Genomic DNA, 16,399 nt, shown 5'->3' with positions numbered 1-16,399 from the left:
GCGCACCACCGCGCCGGCGTTCAGATCGCCAGCGGGTCCACGTCGATGGCCCAGCGCGCCAGCCCCTTGTGGCGGCTGCGCAGGCCATGCAGTGCCGGCATCCAGTGGACGAGCAGCTGCTGCAGCCGCGCGCGTGACGGCGCCTCCACCAGCATCTGCAGCCGCTCGATGCCGGCCACCTTGCTGACCGCAGGCGGCACCGGGGGGTAGACGGTCACGCCGTCGCCGCCCGGCAGGCCGGCAGCCAACGCGGCCGCCGCCTCCAGCCAGGCCTGGGCCACCGCCACATCCCGTGATTCGGCACGCAGCAGCGCCAGGTGGCTGAAGGGCGGCAGGCCGGCGGCCTCGCGCTCGGCCAGCTGGCTGGCCGCGAAGGCGGCGAAGTCATGCGTCTTCAGCGCGGCGTACAGCGGGTGCTGGGGGTGCCAGGTCTGCACCCACATCTCGCTGGCGCCGGCCTGGGCGGCATCCCGCCCGGCGCGGCCGGCGGCCTGCATCAGCAAGGCGAACAGCCGCTCGGGCGCGCGGAAGTCGCTGGCGAACAGCGCGCTGTCGGGGTTCACCGCCACCACCAGGGTGATGCGGCGGAAGTCATGGCCCTTGGTCACCATCTGCGTGCCCACCAGCACGTCCACATCGCCGGCATGCACCGCCGCCAGGCGGGCTTCCAGCTGGCCCTTGCCGCGGGCGGTGTCGGCATCCAGCCGGGCGATGCGGGCGCCGGGCAGCAGCTCGGCCAGCTGCTCCTCCAGCTTCTCGGTGCCGCGGCCCAGGGGCGCGATGTCGAGGTTGCCGCAGTCGGGGCAGGCCCGCGGCACCCGCTCGGTGAAGCCGCAGTGGTGGCAGCGCAACGTGCGCTCGCCCTTGTGGAACACCCGCCAGGCGCTGCAGTGCGGGCAGCCGCTCTTCCAGCCGCAATCGGCGCAGTGCAGCACCGGCGCATAGCCGCGGCGGTTCAGGAACACCAGGCTCTGCTCGCCGGCGGCGATGCGCTGGCGCAGGCTGTCGACCACCATCGGCGCCAGCACCGGGCTCTGGCCGTTGGTCCGCGGCAGCACGCCCATGTCGAACAGCCGCACCCGCGGCAGTGCGCCGCCGCCCACCCGCTCGGCCAGCGGCAGGCGCTGGTAGCGCTGGCGCGGGCCGGGCAGCGCGTGCTGCCAGGTCTCCAGCGACGGCGTGGCCGATCCAAGAATCACCGGCACCCGCTCCAGGTGGCCGCGGTAGACGGCCAGATCGCGCGCCGAGTAGCGTGCGCCCTCCTGCTGCTTGTAGGACGGGTCATGCTCCTCGTCGACGACGATCAGCCCCAGCCGCGGCAGCGGCGCGAACACGCCCATGCGCGTGCCCAGCACGATGTCGGCGCGGCCCAGGTGGGCCAGCAGCCAGTGGCGCAGGCGCTGCACCGGCGTCAGCCCGCTGTGCAGGCTGACCAGCCGGTGCTGCGGAAAGCGGGCGGCGAAGCGCGCCTCCAGCTGCGGCGTGAGGTTGATCTCGGGCACCAGCACCAGGGCCTGGCGGCCGGCGGCCAGCGCGTCCTCGGCCGCATGCAGGTAGACCTCGGTCTTGCCGCTGCCGGTGACGCCGTGCAGCAGCAGCGGTGCCGGCCGCGGCGTGGCACCGGCCTGGGCGAACGCGGTGCGGAACGCGGCCAGCGCCGCCTGCTGTTCCGGCCCCAGCTGGGGCCGCTGCACCGGCGCGGTTGGCGGGAGGGGCGTGGCATCCAGCTTCTTCAGCAGCCGCGCCACCCGCTTGGCCAGGCCCGGCGGATCGAGCTTGCGCAGCTCGGGCGGCAGCACCGCCAGCGCCAGCTCGCCGACGCCGCGCTGGTAGTAGCTGGCGGCAAAGTCCACCAGGGCCAGCCAGGCCGGCGCCATCGGCGGCAGGCAGTCCAGCAGTGCGCCCACCGGGCGCAGCTGCGTGCCGTCCGGCGGCGTGCCATCCGACGCGCTGCCATGCCAGACGATGCCCAGCAGATCACGCTTGCCCAGCGGCACCCGCAGCAGCGTGCCGGGCGGCAGGTCCTGCGGGCTGCTGTAGTGCAGGGCGCCGGCCAGGCCGCTGTGCTGCGGTGCCTCCACCGCCACCGACAGCGTCAGGTCGCTCAACGCCATGAACCGCTGATTGGCAGCGGTTTTTTCGTCTTCACATCAAGAACCAGCGTTAAGTTGATGATTGAAAACGGCTTTTTCAGCTGTCCCCCACTTCTGTGGATAACTTTGTGGGAAAGCTGCCGATGGCCGCGCTAAGTGCTTGATATGCCGGGCCTCCCGCTGGATTGCCCAAGTTTTCGGCACGCTGGAAAATACGTTCCAGATCAATCACTTAGCACGAATCTCCAGCAGATTCGATGCTGCGCCGCACATTTTTGACCGGCAACTTGTCGCACGCCCGGTTTTGGGGATAAGTCAAGCCCTGAGCGTGCACTCACCCTATCCGTGCATCCCCCAACTTGTTCCGGTGTCAGACTTTCCCCACAGCCGGGCGCAGCGTCGGCGAATGGGCGTGCACCGCCTCCACCAGGGCCTGCACATGCTCCAGCGGCGTGTGCTGGTTGATGCCGTGGCCCAGGTTGAAGATGTGGCCACCCCAGCGGCCGTCGGCACGCTGCGGCGGGCCGAAGCTGTCGAGGATGGCGCGCGCCTCGGCGGCCACCGCCTCAGGCGTGGCGAACAGCGCCATCGGGTCGAAGTTGCCCTGCAGCGCCACCAGGTCGTCGATGCGGCGGCGGGCCAGGCCCAGGTCGGTGGTCCAGTCCAGGCCGACCACATCGGCGCCGGTGGCGGCGATCTGCTCCAGCCACAGTCCACCGCCCTTGGTGAACACGATGGCCGGGATGCGCTGGCCGTTGTGCTCGCGCTTGAGCTGGTTCAGCACCCGCTGGGTGTAGGCCAGGCTGAACTGGTGGAAGGCGCGGTGCTCCAGCACGCCGCCCCAGGAATCGAACACCATCACCGCCTGGGCGCCGGCGTCGATCTGGGCATTCAGGTAGGCGGCCACCGCGTCGGCGTTGATGGCCAGGATGCGGTGCATCAGGTCGGGCCGCGAATACAGCATGGTCTTGACCAGGCGGTAGTCGTCGGACCCGCCGCCTTCGACCATGTAGCAGGCCAGCGTCCAGGGGCTGCCCGAGAAGCCGATCAGCGGCACCCGGCCGTTCAGCGCCTTGCGGATCGAGGTCACCGCGTCGAACACATAGCGCAGCTTGTCCAGGTCGGGCACGGCCAGCTTGGCCACATCGGCCTCGTCGCGCAGCGGATGGGCGAACTTCGGGCCCTCGCCGGCGCCGAAGCTCAGGCCCAGGCCCATGGCGTCGGGCACGGTCAGGATGTCGGAGAACAGGATCGCCGCATCCAGGCGGTAGCGGTCCAGCGGCTGCAGCGTCACGTCGGTGGCGTACTGCGGGTTGGTGGCCAGGCCCATGAAGCTGTTGCCGGCGGCCACGCGCGTGGCCTTGTACTCGGGCAGGTAGCGGCCGGCCTGGCGCATCAGCCAGATCGGCGTGTGGGTGGTTGGCTGGCGCAGGCAGGCCCGCAGGAAGGTGTCGTTTTGCAGCGGTGCGTTCATCCCCGGATTATGGGCGGCGCACCGGGCCGGCCCGGTGCCTGCCGCATGCGGGCATTCACCAGCGCCGGCGGGCGTTGACGGCGCTCAACGGCCGGCCAGCCAGCCAGTCGTCGACCAGGGCATCGGCCTGCGGCTGCTGGGCCGCGGCCCACAGCACCTCGGGCGGCAGCACCCGGGTGCCGGGCGCCGCCTGCGGCAGCGCCACCGCCAGGCGCGCGGCCACGCGGGCCACGGTGTCGCTGCGCACCGGCTGGTCGCCCTGCGGCACCATCCAGTGCAGCTGCCCGATCAGCCAGCTGGCCAGGCGCGCGGGGGCGGGGCCTGCCGCGGCAGACGCCGCAGCGCCTGCCTGGGCCGAGCGCATGAAGACCAGGTGCGCAAAGCCCAGTGCGGCCACCGCGCCTTCGTCCAGCGTCGCCAGGCCGGCCTTCAGCGCCTGCGGCAGCAGGCCGGGGGCATGCGGCACCACCACCACCAGCGATGTCACGCCCACCTGGCGCAGCTGCATGGCCAGCGCCGGCAGGTCGGCCGGCTGCGGGTGGCCGAAGGCGGCCTCGCGGCCGTTGGCATGGCGGGCGCGGTCGAACACCACCACCGCGGTGTCGGGGTGGAAGCGGGCGAAGTCGGTCTCGGCCAGCGGCTCCAAGCCGCGCAGGGCGGTGCGCAGCGGCTGCACCGTCCACACGCCCACCGCCTGGCAGCGGCGGCCGGCCAGCAAACGCTCGACCACCCGTGCACCCAGCGCACCGCCGCCGCCCAGCACCAGCACCCGCGGCATCACGCCGCCAGCCCGCGGCAGGGGCCTGGCGGCGGCGGCCAGGGCCAGCGCGGGATCGTTCATGCCAGGCCCGCCCGGCCGCCCGAAGGGCCTGGCGCGCCCCCACGGGGGGCAGCGAACAGCGTGAGCGTGGGGGCCATGTTGCCCCGATGCTAAGCTGGACCGATTGAAATCCGGCCCGCGGCCCCATCTGCAGGCGAGAACATGCTCCCGGAGGAACCCATGCTGTCCACCTTGCGCCGCCGTCTGCCTGCCCTGGGCCTGGCCCTGGCCCTGTCCGCATCCCTGACCGGTTGCGGCTACAACGACTTCCAGCGCCTCGATGAGCAGGTCAAGAGCGGCTGGGCCGAGGTGCTGAACCAGTACCAGCGCCGCAGCGACCTGATCCCCAACATCGTCGCCACCGTCAAGGGCGAGGCCAACTTCGAGCAGGAGACGCTGACCAAGGTCATCGAGGCGCGCAGCCGCGCCACGTCGATCCAGGCCACGCCCGAGCTGGTGAACGACCCGGCCGCCTTCCAGAAATTCCAGGAGGCCCAGGGCCAGCTGACCGGCGCGCTAAGCCGGCTGATGGTGGTGAGCGAGCAGTACCCCAACCTGAAGGCCAACCAGGCCTTCCAGGACCTGCGGGTGCAGCTGGAAGGCACCGAGAACCGCATCACCGTGGCCCGCAACCGCTACATCAAGACGGTGCAGGACTACAACGTGCTGGCGCGCAGCTTCCCCACCAACCTGACGGCGATGGTGTTCAGCTACGGCGTCAAGCCCAGCTTCACCGTGGCCAACGAGGCGGCGATCAGCGTGCCGCCGGCCGTCAGCTTCGACAAGCCCGCCAGCAAGTGAGCTGAACGTGCACACCGCGCGCCTGCGGGCGCCGCGCGCCGGGCTGCCGCCGGCCATGGCCTGGTTGCTGGCCCTGCTGCTCGCCGCCCTGCTGTGTGGCGGTGCCGCTGCGCAGGACGTGCCGGACATCCCCACCCTCACCGCGCGGGTGATGGACCAGGCCGGCGTGCTGCAGCCCGACCGGCGCGCCGCGCTGGAGGCCAAGCTGGCCGCCTTCGAGGCCCAGGCCGGGCCGCAGATCGTGGTGCTGACGGTGGCCAGCACCGGCATCGAGGACATCGCCGACTATGCCCAGCGGGTCGGCGATGCCTGGAAGATCGGCCGCAAGGACATCGGCGACGGCCTGCTGCTGGTGGTGGCGCGCGACGACCGCAAGCTGCGCATCCAGGTGGCCAAGGCGCTGGAGGGCGCGGTGCCCGACCTGGCGGCACGCCAGATCATCAGCAACCAGATCGCGCCCGCCTTCAAGCGCGGCGACTACGCCGGCGGGCTGGACGCCGGCGTGGATGCGCTGATCGCCCGCATCCGCGGCGAACACCTGCCCGCCCCCACCAGCACCGCCGGCAGCCGGCCTGATGCCGGCTTCGACTGGGAGGAGCTGGCGGTGTTCTTCTTCATCGCCGTGCCGGTGGCCGGCGGCGTGCTCACCAGTGTGCTGGGCCGCAAGCTGGGCGCGGTGCTGACAGCCGGCGGCGCCGGCACGCTGGCCTGGTGGCTGAGCGCCAGCCTGCTGATCGGCGGCCTGGCCGGCATCGTGGCGCTGGTGCTGGTGGGCGTGATGGGCGTGGGCGCGGTGCGCGGTGGTCGCAGTGGCCGCGGCGGTGGCGGGCCGCCCATCATCTGGGGTGGCGGTGGCGGTGGCGGCGGCGGCTTTGGTGGCGGCGGCGGCTTCAGCTCTGGCGGCGGCGGTGATTTCGGCGGCGGCGGCGCCTCGGGAGACTGGTGATGGTGCACAACCCCATGCCCCCACGCCCGCGCCGCAACCTGTGGCAACGGCTGGCCCGCATCCTGCGCCACCGCTGGTGGGACGAGCGTGATGCGGCCCGTGCCCTGCCCGAGGCCGCGCTGCAGCGCATCGAGGCCCGGGTGGCGGCCAGCGAATCCGGCCACAGCGGCGAGATCCGCGTGGTGGTGGAGGCCGGCCTGCCGATCTCCTACCTGTGGCAGGACCTGGCGCCGCGCGACCGTGCCATCACCCTGTTCGGCAAGCTGCGGGTGTGGGACACCGAGGCCAACAACGGCGTGCTGGTCTACCTGCTGCTGGCGGAGCATGCGATCGAGATCGTCGCCGACCGCGGGCTGAACCGGCATGTGGATGCCGCCCAGTGGCAGGCGCTGATCGCGCCGATGCGCGAGGCCTTCCGACAGGGCCGCTTCGAGGCCGGGCTGCTGCAGGCGCTGGAGGCCATCGACGGCCTGCTGCGCCGCCACCATGCGGTGGACGCGCAGCAGGCCAACCCGAACGAGTTGCCGAACCGACCGCTGATGCGCTGACCGGGCGGCGTCAGATCGGCCTGAAGCGTTTGGGCAGGTTTTCCTGCTGCGGTGGGCCCGCCAGGGGCGGGATCCGCAGCGGCTCGGGCGGCACATGGGTGTCGGGCACATGGGCCAGCAGGTGGCGGATCAGCGCCAGCCGGCCACGCCGCTGGTCGTTGAAGTCGACCAGCGTCCACGGTGCATGCCGGGTGTGGGTGGCGGCGAGCATCGCATCCCGCGCCGCCGAGTACGCGGCGTATTGGCTGCGGGATTTCAGGTCGATCGGCGACAGTTTCCAGCGCTTCAGCGGATCCTCCAGTCGCTCGGCGAACCGCCGCTCCTGCTCGGCCTGGTCGACGGTGAGCCAGTACTTGACCAGCAGGATGCCGTCATCGACCAGCATCTTCTCGAAGCTGGGCGCCTGGTCCAGGAAGGCCAGGGCCTGCGCCTCGGTGCAGTAGCCCAGCACCCGCTCGACGCCGGCGCGGTTGTACCAGCTGCGGTCGAACAGCGTGATCTCGCCGGCGGCCGGCAGGTGCGGCACATAGCGCTGGAAGTACCACTGCGACTGCTCGCGCTCGCTGGGCTTGGCCAGCGCCACCACATGGCACTGGCGCGGGTTCAGCGTGTCGGCGATGGCGGCGATGGCGCCGCCCTTGCCCGCCGTGTCGCGGCCCTCGAACACCACCACCAGCCGCCGGCCGGTGTGCTGCAGCCAGCGCGCCAGGTTGTTCAGCGCCAGTTCCAGCGGCTCCAGTTCGGCCAGGTAGTCGGCCTTGCTGAGATGGGACTTGGGCTTGTCGGCCGCCGGCACCGCCACCCCGTCAGCATGCTGCTTCTTTGCGGGCTTCTTGTCCTTGGCCATCGGGGCTCCTGGTGTGGTGACCACCAGCTTAGCCGCAAGGCCCAGAAAAAAGCCTGCCAGGCATGGCCAGGCAGGCTTTCTGTGGCGAGCGCAGGCGCCCGTCGGACAGACTTACCGCTTCTTGCGCAACTTGGAGATGGCGGCGATCTGGGCGGCCATGGTGGCGAATTCGCCCTGGGCCTTGGCGAAGTCGATGTCGGTCTTGGCGTTCTTCATCGCCTCTTCCGCCAGCTTCTTGGCTTCGAGCGCCTTGGCCTCGTCCAGGTCGTGGCCGCGGATGGCGGTGTCGGCCAGCACGGTGACCGTGCCCGGCTGCACTTCCAGGATGCCGCCGGCAACGAAGACGAACACTTCTTCACCGCCATTGGCCGGCTGGATGCGCACCGCACCCGGCTTGATGCGGGTGATCAGCGGCGTGTGCCGCGGCAGGATGCCGAGTTCGCCGTTCTCGCCGGGCAGGGCGACAAACTTCGCCTCGCCCGAGAAGATGCTCGATTCGGCGGAAACCACGTCGACGTGGAGGGTGGCCATGCCGGCTCCTTAGTTGATCTTCTTGGCCTTCTCGAAGGCCTCGTCGATGGTGCCGACCATGTAGAAGGCCTGCTCGGGCAGGTGGTCGCACTCGCCAGCCACGATCATCTTGAAGCCACGGATGGTTTCCTTCAGCGGCACATACTTGCCGGGCGAGCCGGTGAACACCTCGGCCACGTGGAACGGCTGGCTCAGGAAACGCTGGATCTTCCGGGCACGGGCCACGGCCAGCTTGTCTTCCGGCGACAGTTCGTCCATGCCCAGGATGGCGATGATGTCGCGCAGTTCCTTGTAGCGCTGCAGCGTCGACTGCACGGCACGGGTGGTGCTGTAGTGCTCTTCACCCACCACGTTCGGGTCGACCTGGCGGCTGTTGCTGTCCAGCGGGTCCACGGCGGGGTAGATGCCCAGCGAGGCGATGTCGCGCGACAGCACCACGGTGGCGTCCAAGTGGGCGAAGGTGGTGGCAGGCGACGGGTCGGTCAGGTCGTCCGCCGGCACGTACACGGCCTGGATCGAGGTGATCGAGCCGACCTTGGTCGACGTGATCCGCTCCTGCAGGCGGCCCATTTCCTCGGCCAGCGTCGGCTGATAGCCCACGGCGGAGGGCATGCGGCCCAGCAGCGCCGACACTTCGGTACCGGCCAGCGTGTAGCGGTAGATGTTGTCGACGAAGAACAGCACGTCACGGCCTTCGTCGCGGAACGACTCGGCGATGGTCAGGCCGGTCAGGGCCACGCGCAGACGGTTGCCCGGGGGCTCGTTCATCTGGCCGTAGACCATGGACACCTTGCTGTCCTCGAGCTTCTCCAGGTTCACGACGCCCGAGTCGGCCATCTCATGGTAGAAGTCGTTGCCTTCGCGGGTGCGCTCACCCACGCCGGCGAACACCGACAGACCCGAGTGGGCCTTGGCGATGTTGTTGATCAGCTCCATCATGTTCACGGTCTTGCCCACGCCGGCGCCGCCGAACAGGCCCACCTTGCCGCCCTTGGCGAACGGGCAGATCAGGTCGATCACCTTGATGCCGGTTTCCAGCAGTTCTTGGCTGGGGCTCAGCTCGTCATAGCTGGGGGCCTTGCGGTGGATCGGGGCCGACAGCTCCATGCTGACCGGGCCGCGCTCGTCGATGGGGTTGCCCAGCACGTCCATGATGCGGCCCAGCGTGGCCTTGCCCACCGGCACGGTGATGTTGGCGCCGGTGTTGCTGACCATCAGACCGCGGCGCAGGCCGTCGGACGAGCCCAGCGCAATGGTGCGCACCACGCCGTCGCCCAGCTGCTGCTGCACTTCCAGCGTCAGCGTCGAACCGTCGAGCTTGAGGGCGTCATAGACGCGGGGCATGGCATCACGCGGGAATTCCACGTCCACCACGGCGCCGATGCACTGAACGATCTTGCCCTGTGCTTGTGTATTGGCCATTTCAGATTTCCTTCAAACAGTGTTCTGTGCGTGCGGCCTGATCAGCCGCTGATGGCGGCGGCGCCGCTGACGATCTCGGACAGCTCGGTGGTGATCGCGGCCTGGCGGGTCTTGTTGTAGACCAGCTTGAGCTCACCGATCAGGTTGCCGGCGTTCTCGGTCGCGGCCTTCATGGCCACCATGCGGGCCGACTGCTCCGAGGCCATGTTCTCGGCCACCGCCTGGAACACCAGTGCCTCGATGTAGCGGGTCAGCAGCTCGTCGATCACGGTGGCGGCGTCGGGCTCGTAGATGTAGTCCCAGCCGTGCTGCGCCTTCTCGGCGGCCGTCTGCTCGAGACGGTTGGCCGACAGCGGCAGCAGCTGCTCGATCACCGCCTCCTGCTTCATCGTGTTGATGAAACGGGTGTAGCAGAGCAGCACCTTGTCGACCTTGCCTTCGACGAACGCGTCCAGCATCACCTTCACCGGGCCGATCAGCTTCTCGAGCACCGGTGCATCCCCCAGCTGGGTGGCGTGGCTGACCACGTTGGCACCGATGCGGTTGAGGAAGCCGAAGCCCTTGTTGCCGATGGCCACCGCCTGCGCCGTGCCACCTGCGGTCTGCACATCGCGCAGTTCGTTGGTGACGGCGCGCAGCACGTTGGTGTTGAGGCCGCCGCACAGGCCCTTGTCGGCGGTGACGACGATGAAGCCGGTCACCTTGGACGAGCCACCCGAGCGCATGTAGGCGCTCTTGTACTCGGGGTTGGCCTGCGACAGGTTGGCCGTGATGTTGCGGATCTTGTCGGCGTAAGGCCGGGCCGCACGCATGCGGTCCTGCGCCTTGCGCATCTTCGACGCCGAGACCATTTCCATGGCCTTGGTGATCTTCTTCGTGTTCTCGAAGCTCTTGATCTTGCCGCGGATCTCTTTACCGACTGCCATGGCAGTGCTCCTTGTGGCTGTCGGTGGTCAGGCGAACGACTTCTTGAAGGCCGTGATCGCGGCGACCAGCTCTTCCTCGGCGCCCTTGTCCATGGCCTTGTCGTTCTCCAGCTTGGCAAGCAGGGCAGCGTGGCTGCTCTTCAGGTGCTGGTGCAGGCCGTGTTCGAACGCCAGGACCTTCTTGACCTCGATGTCGTCGAAGTAGCCCTTGTTGACGGCGTACAGCGTGGCGCCCATCAGGCTGATCGGCAGCGGCGAGTACTGGGCCTGCTTGAGCAGTTCGGTCACGCGGGCACCGCGGTCCAGCTGCTTCTTGGTGGCCGCGTCCAGGTCGGAGGCGAACTGGGCGAAGGCCGCCAGTTCACGGTACTGGGCCAGGTCGGTCCGGATGCCGCCCGACAGGCTCTTGATCAGCTTGGTCTGGGCGGCCGAACCCACGCGCGACACCGAGATACCGGCGTTGATGGCGGGGCGGATGCCGGCGTTGAACAGACTGGTTTCCAGGAAGATCTGGCCGTCGGTGATCGAGATCACGTTGGTCGGCACGAAGGCCGACACGTCACCGGCTTGCGTCTCGATGATCGGCAGCGCGGTCAGCGAGCCGGTCTTGCCCTTGACTTCACCCTTGGTGAAGGCTTCGACGTAGTCGGCGTTCACACGGGCGGCGCGCTCGAGCAGGCGGCTGTGGAGATAGAACACGTCGCCGGGGAAGGCTTCGCGGCCCGGCGGGCGGCGCAGCAGCAGCGAGACCTGGCGGTAGGCCACGGCCTGCTTGGACAGGTCGTCATAGACGATCAGGGCGTCCTGGCCACGGTCGCGGAAGTACTCGCCCATGGTGCAGCCCGAGTAGGCCGACACGTACTGCATGGCGGCCGATTCCGAGGCGGTGGCGGCCACGACGATGGTGTACTCCATCGCGCCATTGGCTTCCAGCGCGCGCACGACGTTCTTGATCGACGATGCCTTCTGGCCGATCGCGACGTACACGCAGGTCATGTTCTGACCCTTCTGGTTGATGATCGCGTCGATCGCCACCGCGGTCTTGCCGGTCTGGCGGTCGCCGATGATCAGCTCGCGCTGGCCACGGCCGACGGGCACCATCGAGTCGATCGACTTCAGGCCGGTCTGCACCGGCTGGTCCACCGACTTCCGCGCGATCACGCCCGGGGCGACCTTCTCGATCACGTCGGTCATCTTGGCGTTGATCGGGCCCTTGCCGTCGATGGGCTGGCCCAGCGCGTTGACCACGCGGCCGATCAGCTCGGGGCCGACGGGCACTTCCAGGATGCGGCCCGTGCACTTCACGGTGTCGCCTTCGGAGATGTGCTCGTACTCGCCCAGAATCACGGCGCCGACGGAGTCGCGCTCGAGGTTCAGGGCCAGGCCGTAGGTGGGTTGGCCACTGGCGGTGGCGGGGAACTCCAGCATTTCGCCGGCCATCACGTCCGACAGGCCGTGCACACGCACGATGCCGTCGGTCACGGACACCACGGTGCCCTGGTTCTTGATGTCAGCCGATGCACCCAGGCCCTCGATGCGGGACTTGATGAGTTCGGAAATCTCTGCGGGATTCAATTGCATTGCGTTCTCCTTGCGACAGCGTTGAGGCGGCGGGCCGGACGGTGGGTGCGGCCCCGGGCCATCACGCCGTCAGGGCGACTTTCATTTGTTCCAGGCGTGCCTTCACCGAGGTGTCGAGCACTTCGTCGCCCACCACCACGCGGATGCCGCCGATGAGTTCGGCGTCGATCTCGACCCGGGCCTTGAGCTTGCGACCGAAGCGCTTCTCCAGCGATGCCACCACGTCGGCCAGGGCCGCGTCGTCGATGGGGAAGGCGCTGTAGACGGTGGCGTCCGACGAACCCGACTGGGCGTTGACCAGGGCGGTGAACTGCGCAGCGATCTCGGGCAGCGCATTCAGGCGGCCGTTCTCGATCACCGCGGACAGCAGGTTGCTGACCTTGGGGTCGAGCGCGGTCTGCGCAGCGCCGGTCACCACCTCGAAAACCTGGGCAGCGCCCACCTTCGGGTTGTCGGCGAACTGGCGCAGCTGGGCATCGGCCGCCACGGCGGCCAGCACGCCCATCTGGCCGGTCAGGCCGGCCGCAGCGCCGCCGGCGGCCTTGAACAGCGCCTCGGCGTAGGGACGTGCGATGGTTGCAAGCTCGGCCATGGTCAGAGTTCCGCCTTCAGGCGGCCCAGCAGTTCGGCATGCACACCAGCATTGACCTCACGGCGCAGGATCGCTTCCGCGCCCTTGACCGCCAGGCCGGCGACCTGCTCACGCAGCGCCTCGCGGGCCTTGACGGCCTCCTGCTCGGCTTCGGCCTTGGCCGCTGCAATGATCTTGGCGCCTTCTTCCGAGGCGCGCGCCTTGGCTTCCTCGACCATCTGCTGGCCCAGGCGCTCGGCATCGGCCAGGCGCTTGGCGGCGTCGGTGCGGGCGGCAGCCAGTTGCTGCTCGACACGCTGGTTGGCCGCAGCCAGATCGCTCTTGGCCTTGTCGGCAGCCGACAGGCCTTCGGCGATCTTCTTCGCGCGCTCGTCGAGCGCGGTGGCGATCGGCGGCCAGACGAATGACATCGTGAACCAGACGAGGATCGCAAACACGATCATCTGGGCGATGAGGGTACCGTTGATGCTCACTTTGATGCCTCAATCACGGTGTGGAACACAGCGGGTGCACGGCGTCTGCCGCACGCACCCGCAGCCAGGGGCGAACCCCTTGCGCGCGACTTACTTCGGCAGGTTGGCGATCTGGCCCAGGAACGGGTTGGCGGTGGCGAACCACAGCGCGATACCGGTGCCGATGATGAAGGCCGCGTCGATCAGGCCGGCCAGCAGGAACATCTTGGTCTGCAGTTCGCCCATCAGTTCGGGCTGGCGGGCAGCGGATTCGAGGTACTTGCTGCCCATGATGCCGATACCGATACAGGCGCCGACGGCACCCAGACCAATGATCAGGCCAGCGGCGAGGGCGACAAAGCTGATGACTTCCATGATGACTCCAGTTGAGTTGGTTGAGTTGAAAGGGATGAAGCGAGAAAAACCAAAGCCTGCCGGCCCGGGGGATGACAAGGGGCCCAGGGGCCCCCTTGCACAAAGAGCCAGCCGGCTCAGTGAGCGTCGTGTGCTTGACCCAGATACACCAGGGTCAGCATCATGAACACGAAGGCCTGCAAGGCGACGATCAGGATGTGGAAGATGGCCCACACCGTGCCGGCCACGATGTGACCGAGGAACAGGGCGATGCCCGTGCCGGTGAAGGCGAAGGCGCCACCCATCAGGGCGATCAGCATGAAAATCAGTTCGCCGGCGTACATGTTGCCGAACAGCCGCATGCCGTGCGAGACGGTCTTGGCCACGAACTCGATCATCTGCATCAGGAAGTTGACCGGATACAGGTAGAACTTGTCGCCGAACGGGGCCGAGAAGAGCTCGTGCACCCAGCCGCCGAAGCCCTTGATCTTGACGTTGTAGTACAGGCAGATCAGCAGCACCGACACCGACAGGCCCATGGTCACCGACAGGTCGGCGGTGGGCACCACGCGCATGTAGTGGATGCCCATCATCTCGCCGATCTTGGGCAGCAGGTCGACGGGCAGGAAGTCCATCGAGTTCATCAGCAGGATCCAGACGAACACCGTCAGCGCCAGCGGCGAGACCAGCTTGCGGCTCTGGGCGCTGTGCACGATGCCCTTGGCCTGGCTGTCGACCATCTCGACGAGCATCTCCACCGCCGCCTGGAAGCGGCCGGGCACACCCGAGGTGGCCGACTTGGCGGCGCGCCACAGGAAGAAGCTGCCCACCACACCGAGCAACACCGCATAGAAGATGCTGTCGATGTTGAACACCGAGAAATCGACGATGGCGGTCTGCTTCTGATTCTGCAGATGGGTCAGGTGGTGAATGATGTATTCACCGGCGGTCGGTCCGCTCCCTGCGGCGTGTTCTGCGGCTGCCATGCGTGTTGTCCAGTTCCGTCTTGTCTCAGATCGGGCGCCGCCGCCAGAGCAGCGCCACCCAGTACACCTTCATGCACACCACCAGGCCCACCAGCAAGGCAGGCCAGACCAGCGGTTGCACGACACGGCCCGCGACCACCAACATCGCGAGCGATACCCCAATTTTCACCATCTCCCACAACATGAAGCTGACTGCCGAAGCGCCCGGCGCCATGCTGGAGAGCTTGCTGGTCATGCCGCGCGCCATGAGGGCGCCCGGCAACACCACGGTGGCCGCGCCATAGAGCAACGACCAGCCGACTTCCGTCCTCCCGGTGACCAGCCACCCGATCAGGGCGACCACCACACCCACCACCGCTTGCACGGCGACGACCCGCCAGGGTGACACCGGCGGCTCCTGGGCCCTCAAGGCCGCCGCCTCTTCTCGAGTCAGCGGCTTGAAGCTTGGATTTGCTTCCCCATCTTCTGCGGCATCCCACCCCGCCGGACGGCCCTTTTCATGCAATGGCCGACTGGTCATGTGTGTTACGACGCGCTGGTTGCGGCAAACCGCGGGAGTATACGTGGAAACCCGTTGGCGGCCGCCTCCCCCAACTTGGGCGTGGGGTTGGAACAGCGGGGTTACAGCCGCGCCAGGTGCGCCGGCATCCCCGGCACGTCCACCCGGCACTGCAGCACGCAGCCGGCCAGCGGCTGCGCCGCCAGCTCGTCGGGCGGGCGCTTGTCGCGGGCGGTGGTGATGTAGAGCGTCTTCAGGTCGGGTCCGCCGAAGCAGGGCATGGTGGGGCATCGCACCGGCAACGGCAGCTCGGCCAGCAGGCTGCCGTCGGGCGCCAGGCGCAGCAGGCGCTGGCCCTCGAACATCGCCACCCAGTAGGCACCGGCGCTGTCCATGGCAGCGCCGTCGGGGCGGCCGCCATAACCGCTGAGCGGCGCGGCCGGATCGCGCAGCGGGAACTGCGCAAACAGCCGCTGGCGCGACAGGCTGCCGTCGCTGGCATCCAGGTCGAAGGCCTGCACCCGATGGCCCTTGGTGTCGGCCCACAGCAGGGTGCGGCCGTCTGGGCTGAAGGCCAGGCCGTTGCTGGCGGCGATGCCGCCGGCCATCCGCTGCAGCCCGCCGCCATCCAGGCAGTACAAGGCGGCGTCGGGGGCCCGCTTGTCGTCGATGGTGCCAACCCAGAAGCGGCCCTGCGCATCGGCCTTGCCGTCGTTGAAGCGCTGGGCGGCGGGGTCGTAGGGCGGCGGCGCCACCCGGGTGCGCTCGCCGCTGTGCGGATCGAACCGCCACAGACCGTCGCGCGCGGCCAGCAGCAGGCCGCCCCCCAGCAGCGGCGCGATGCATCCAGGCTCGCTGGGGACATGCCATTCATCATGGCGCCCGGTGACGGGGTTGTAGCGGTTGAGCTGCAGACCGGGGATGTCGACCCAGTACAGCAGTTGCTCGTCGGGATGCCACAGCGGCGATTCGCCCAGCAGCGACGGCGCCACGGGCAGGGCAGTGATCTCGGTCATGCCTGGATTCTCAGCCGAGGTCGACCTTCAGGTAGTGCGCGCCGGGGATGGGGTTGAAGTAGTACGGCGGCACTTCCTCGAAGCCCAGCGTGGCGTAGAGGCCGCGTGCGGCCTCCATGTCGTCCAGCGTGTCCAGCAGCATGGCCGAGTAGCCGGCCTGCACTGCGCCGTCGATCAGCGCCTGGGCCAGCAGCCGGCCCAGGCCGAAGCGGCGGAAGGCCCGGCGCACGTAGAGGCGTTTCATCTCGCAGGCGTTGGCATAGTCGACATCGGCCAGCGGGCGGAAGGCGCCACAACCGGCGAGCTCACCGTCCACCCAGGCCAGCAGCAGCGCGCCCTGCGGCGCCGCATAGTCACCGGGCAGCGCGGCCAGTTCGGCCTCGAAGTTCTGGAAGCACAGGTCGACGCCCAGGCCGGCCGCGTACTCGCGGAACAGCGCCCGCGTGGCGTCCAGCGCCTCGGGCGTGTCGGGTGTCTGCAGCCGGATGTCGGGCGCGGCCATGGGCAGCTG

General features: G+C 68.9%; 18 protein-coding genes. 3 read left to right on the top strand and 15 right to left on the bottom strand.

The features are described 5' to 3' along the window. Nucleotides 1-20: 20 nt before the first annotated feature. From FFT10_RS21875 to FFT10_RS21865, 3 genes are all read right to left on the bottom strand, one after another. Complete coding sequence (locus FFT10_RS21875) at nucleotides 21-2,114, bottom strand: primosomal protein N' (RefSeq protein WP_137735004.1); 2,094 nt, start codon at nucleotides 2,112-2,114, stop codon at nucleotides 21-23. A 349-nt stretch (nucleotides 2,115-2,463) separates the two neighbouring features. Next, nucleotides 2,464-3,567, bottom strand: a complete 1,104-nt coding sequence (hemE, locus tag FFT10_RS21870) for a uroporphyrinogen decarboxylase (protein ID WP_137735003.1) — start codon at nucleotides 3,565-3,567, stop codon at nucleotides 2,464-2,466. A gap of 55 nt (nucleotides 3,568-3,622) precedes the next feature. Next, entirely contained in the window at nucleotides 3,623-4,408 is a 786-nt protein-coding gene (locus FFT10_RS21865) for a hypothetical protein (protein WP_137735002.1), read from the bottom strand. A 159-nt stretch (nucleotides 4,409-4,567) separates the two neighbouring features. Between FFT10_RS21865 and FFT10_RS21860 the strand changes: the two genes are divergently transcribed. The 3 genes from FFT10_RS21860 to FFT10_RS21850 are packed head-to-tail and all read left to right on the top strand — an operon-like array spanning nucleotide 4,568 to nucleotide 6,682. Continuing rightward, nucleotides 4,568-5,188 (top strand): LemA family protein, encoded by a 621-nt coding sequence (locus FFT10_RS21860; protein WP_174246137.1) that lies wholly within the window; start codon nucleotides 4,568-4,570, stop codon nucleotides 5,186-5,188. 55 nt (nucleotides 5,189-5,243) lie between these two features. Continuing rightward, on the top strand, nucleotides 5,244-6,134 hold the full coding sequence (locus FFT10_RS21855; RefSeq protein ID WP_137735065.1) for a TPM domain-containing protein: 891 nt from the start codon (nucleotides 5,244-5,246) through the stop codon (nucleotides 6,132-6,134). 14 nt (nucleotides 6,135-6,148) lie between these two features. Beyond that, nucleotides 6,149-6,682, top strand: coding sequence for a TPM domain-containing protein (locus FFT10_RS21850; RefSeq protein ID WP_137735001.1), 534 nt, complete (start codon nucleotides 6,149-6,151; stop codon nucleotides 6,680-6,682). Between the two features lie 10 nt (nucleotides 6,683-6,692). On the opposite strand, the gene ppk2 is transcribed toward FFT10_RS21850, so the two are convergent. From ppk2 to FFT10_RS21790, 12 genes are all read right to left on the bottom strand, one after another. Beyond that, nucleotides 6,693-7,529: a polyphosphate kinase 2 gene (gene ppk2 / locus FFT10_RS21845; protein WP_137735000.1), complete on the bottom strand. Its 837-nt coding sequence runs from the start codon at nucleotides 7,527-7,529 to the stop codon at nucleotides 6,693-6,695. Between the two features lie 111 nt (nucleotides 7,530-7,640). Next, nucleotides 7,641-8,060: a F0F1 ATP synthase subunit epsilon gene (locus tag FFT10_RS21840; protein WP_137734999.1), complete on the bottom strand. Its 420-nt coding sequence runs from the start codon at nucleotides 8,058-8,060 to the stop codon at nucleotides 7,641-7,643. A gap of 9 nt (nucleotides 8,061-8,069) precedes the next feature. Then, nucleotides 8,070-9,482: a F0F1 ATP synthase subunit beta gene (gene atpD, locus FFT10_RS21835; RefSeq protein ID WP_137734998.1), complete on the bottom strand. Its 1,413-nt coding sequence runs from the start codon at nucleotides 9,480-9,482 to the stop codon at nucleotides 8,070-8,072. Nucleotides 9,483-9,523: 41 nt separating this feature from the next. Next, nucleotides 9,524-10,408, bottom strand: a complete 885-nt coding sequence (gene atpG, locus FFT10_RS21830) for a F0F1 ATP synthase subunit gamma (protein ID WP_137734997.1) — start codon at nucleotides 10,406-10,408, stop codon at nucleotides 9,524-9,526. 27 nt (nucleotides 10,409-10,435) lie between these two features. Beyond that, nucleotides 10,436-11,989, bottom strand: a complete 1,554-nt coding sequence (atpA, locus tag FFT10_RS21825) for a F0F1 ATP synthase subunit alpha (protein WP_137734996.1) — start codon at nucleotides 11,987-11,989, stop codon at nucleotides 10,436-10,438. Between the two features lie 61 nt (nucleotides 11,990-12,050). Next, complete coding sequence (locus FFT10_RS21820) at nucleotides 12,051-12,581, bottom strand: F0F1 ATP synthase subunit delta (RefSeq protein ID WP_137734995.1); 531 nt, start codon at nucleotides 12,579-12,581, stop codon at nucleotides 12,051-12,053. Between the two features lie 2 nt (nucleotides 12,582-12,583). Further along, nucleotides 12,584-13,054 carry a F0F1 ATP synthase subunit B gene (locus tag FFT10_RS21815; protein WP_137734994.1) on the bottom strand — a complete coding sequence of 157 codons (471 nt, stop codon included), beginning with the start codon at nucleotides 13,052-13,054 and terminating at the stop codon, nucleotides 12,584-12,586. Nucleotides 13,055-13,144: 90 nt separating this feature from the next. Continuing rightward, nucleotides 13,145-13,408: a F0F1 ATP synthase subunit C gene (atpE, locus tag FFT10_RS21810; protein ID WP_009548357.1), complete on the bottom strand. Its 264-nt coding sequence runs from the start codon at nucleotides 13,406-13,408 to the stop codon at nucleotides 13,145-13,147. Nucleotides 13,409-13,524: 116 nt separating this feature from the next. Next, a complete protein-coding gene (gene atpB, locus FFT10_RS21805) occupies nucleotides 13,525-14,373 on the bottom strand; it encodes a F0F1 ATP synthase subunit A (protein ID WP_137734993.1) in 849 nt (282 codons plus the stop codon). Between the two features lie 25 nt (nucleotides 14,374-14,398). Beyond that, nucleotides 14,399-14,893 (bottom strand): ATP synthase subunit I, encoded by a 495-nt coding sequence (locus FFT10_RS21800; RefSeq protein ID WP_137734992.1) that lies wholly within the window; start codon nucleotides 14,891-14,893, stop codon nucleotides 14,399-14,401. A 101-nt stretch (nucleotides 14,894-14,994) separates the two neighbouring features. Then, the gene (locus FFT10_RS21795) at nucleotides 14,995-15,888 is read right to left on the bottom strand and encodes an SMP-30/gluconolactonase/LRE family protein (RefSeq protein ID WP_137734991.1); all 894 of its coding nucleotides are present in this window, start codon (nucleotides 15,886-15,888) and stop codon (nucleotides 14,995-14,997) included. Nucleotides 15,889-15,898: 10 nt separating this feature from the next. Continuing rightward, nucleotides 15,899-16,390, bottom strand: a complete 492-nt coding sequence (locus FFT10_RS21790; RefSeq protein ID WP_137734990.1) for a GNAT family N-acetyltransferase — start codon at nucleotides 16,388-16,390, stop codon at nucleotides 15,899-15,901. Nucleotides 16,391-16,399 lie beyond the last annotated feature (9 nt).

It is taken from the genome of Pseudaquabacterium pictum (genome assembly GCF_005403045.1).
GTDB lineage: Bacteria > Pseudomonadota > Gammaproteobacteria > Burkholderiales > Burkholderiaceae_C > Pseudaquabacterium > Pseudaquabacterium pictum.
This window is presented reverse-complemented; position numbering and strand designations above follow the sequence as displayed.

Coding starts and splice junctions, on each gene's coding strand:
- FFT10_RS21860 (WP_174246137.1), top strand. CDS start 4,568: ATGCTGTCCACCTTGCGCCGCCGTCTGCCTGCCCTGGGCCTGGCCCTG.
- atpD (WP_137734998.1), bottom strand. CDS start 9,482: ATGGCCAATACACAAGCACAGGGCAAGATCGTTCAGTGCATCGGCGCC.
- ppk2 (WP_137735000.1), bottom strand. CDS start 7,529: ATGGCCAAGGACAAGAAGCCCGCAAAGAAGCAGCATGCTGACGGGGTG.
- FFT10_RS21795 (WP_137734991.1), bottom strand. CDS start 15,888: ATGACCGAGATCACTGCCCTGCCCGTGGCGCCGTCGCTGCTGGGCGAA.
- atpB (WP_137734993.1), bottom strand. CDS start 14,373: ATGGCAGCCGCAGAACACGCCGCAGGGAGCGGACCGACCGCCGGTGAA.
- atpA (WP_137734996.1), bottom strand. CDS start 11,989: ATGCAATTGAATCCCGCAGAGATTTCCGAACTCATCAAGTCCCGCATC.
- FFT10_RS21865 (WP_137735002.1), bottom strand. CDS start 4,408: ATGAACGATCCCGCGCTGGCCCTGGCCGCCGCCGCCAGGCCCCTGCCG.
- FFT10_RS21855 (WP_137735065.1), top strand. CDS start 5,244: ATGGCCTGGTTGCTGGCCCTGCTGCTCGCCGCCCTGCTGTGTGGCGGT.
- FFT10_RS21875 (WP_137735004.1), bottom strand. CDS start 2,114: ATGGCGTTGAGCGACCTGACGCTGTCGGTGGCGGTGGAGGCACCGCAG.
- FFT10_RS21840 (WP_137734999.1), bottom strand. CDS start 8,060: ATGGCCACCCTCCACGTCGACGTGGTTTCCGCCGAATCGAGCATCTTC.
- FFT10_RS21790 (WP_137734990.1), bottom strand. CDS start 16,390: ATGGCCGCGCCCGACATCCGGCTGCAGACACCCGACACGCCCGAGGCG.
- atpG (WP_137734997.1), bottom strand. CDS start 10,408: ATGGCAGTCGGTAAAGAGATCCGCGGCAAGATCAAGAGCTTCGAGAAC.
- FFT10_RS21820 (WP_137734995.1), bottom strand. CDS start 12,581: ATGGCCGAGCTTGCAACCATCGCACGTCCCTACGCCGAGGCGCTGTTC.
- hemE (WP_137735003.1), bottom strand. CDS start 3,567: ATGAACGCACCGCTGCAAAACGACACCTTCCTGCGGGCCTGCCTGCGC.
- FFT10_RS21850 (WP_137735001.1), top strand. CDS start 6,149: ATGCCCCCACGCCCGCGCCGCAACCTGTGGCAACGGCTGGCCCGCATC.
- atpE (WP_009548357.1), bottom strand. CDS start 13,408: ATGGAAGTCATCAGCTTTGTCGCCCTCGCCGCTGGCCTGATCATTGGT.
- FFT10_RS21800 (WP_137734992.1), bottom strand. CDS start 14,893: ATGACCAGTCGGCCATTGCATGAAAAGGGCCGTCCGGCGGGGTGGGAT.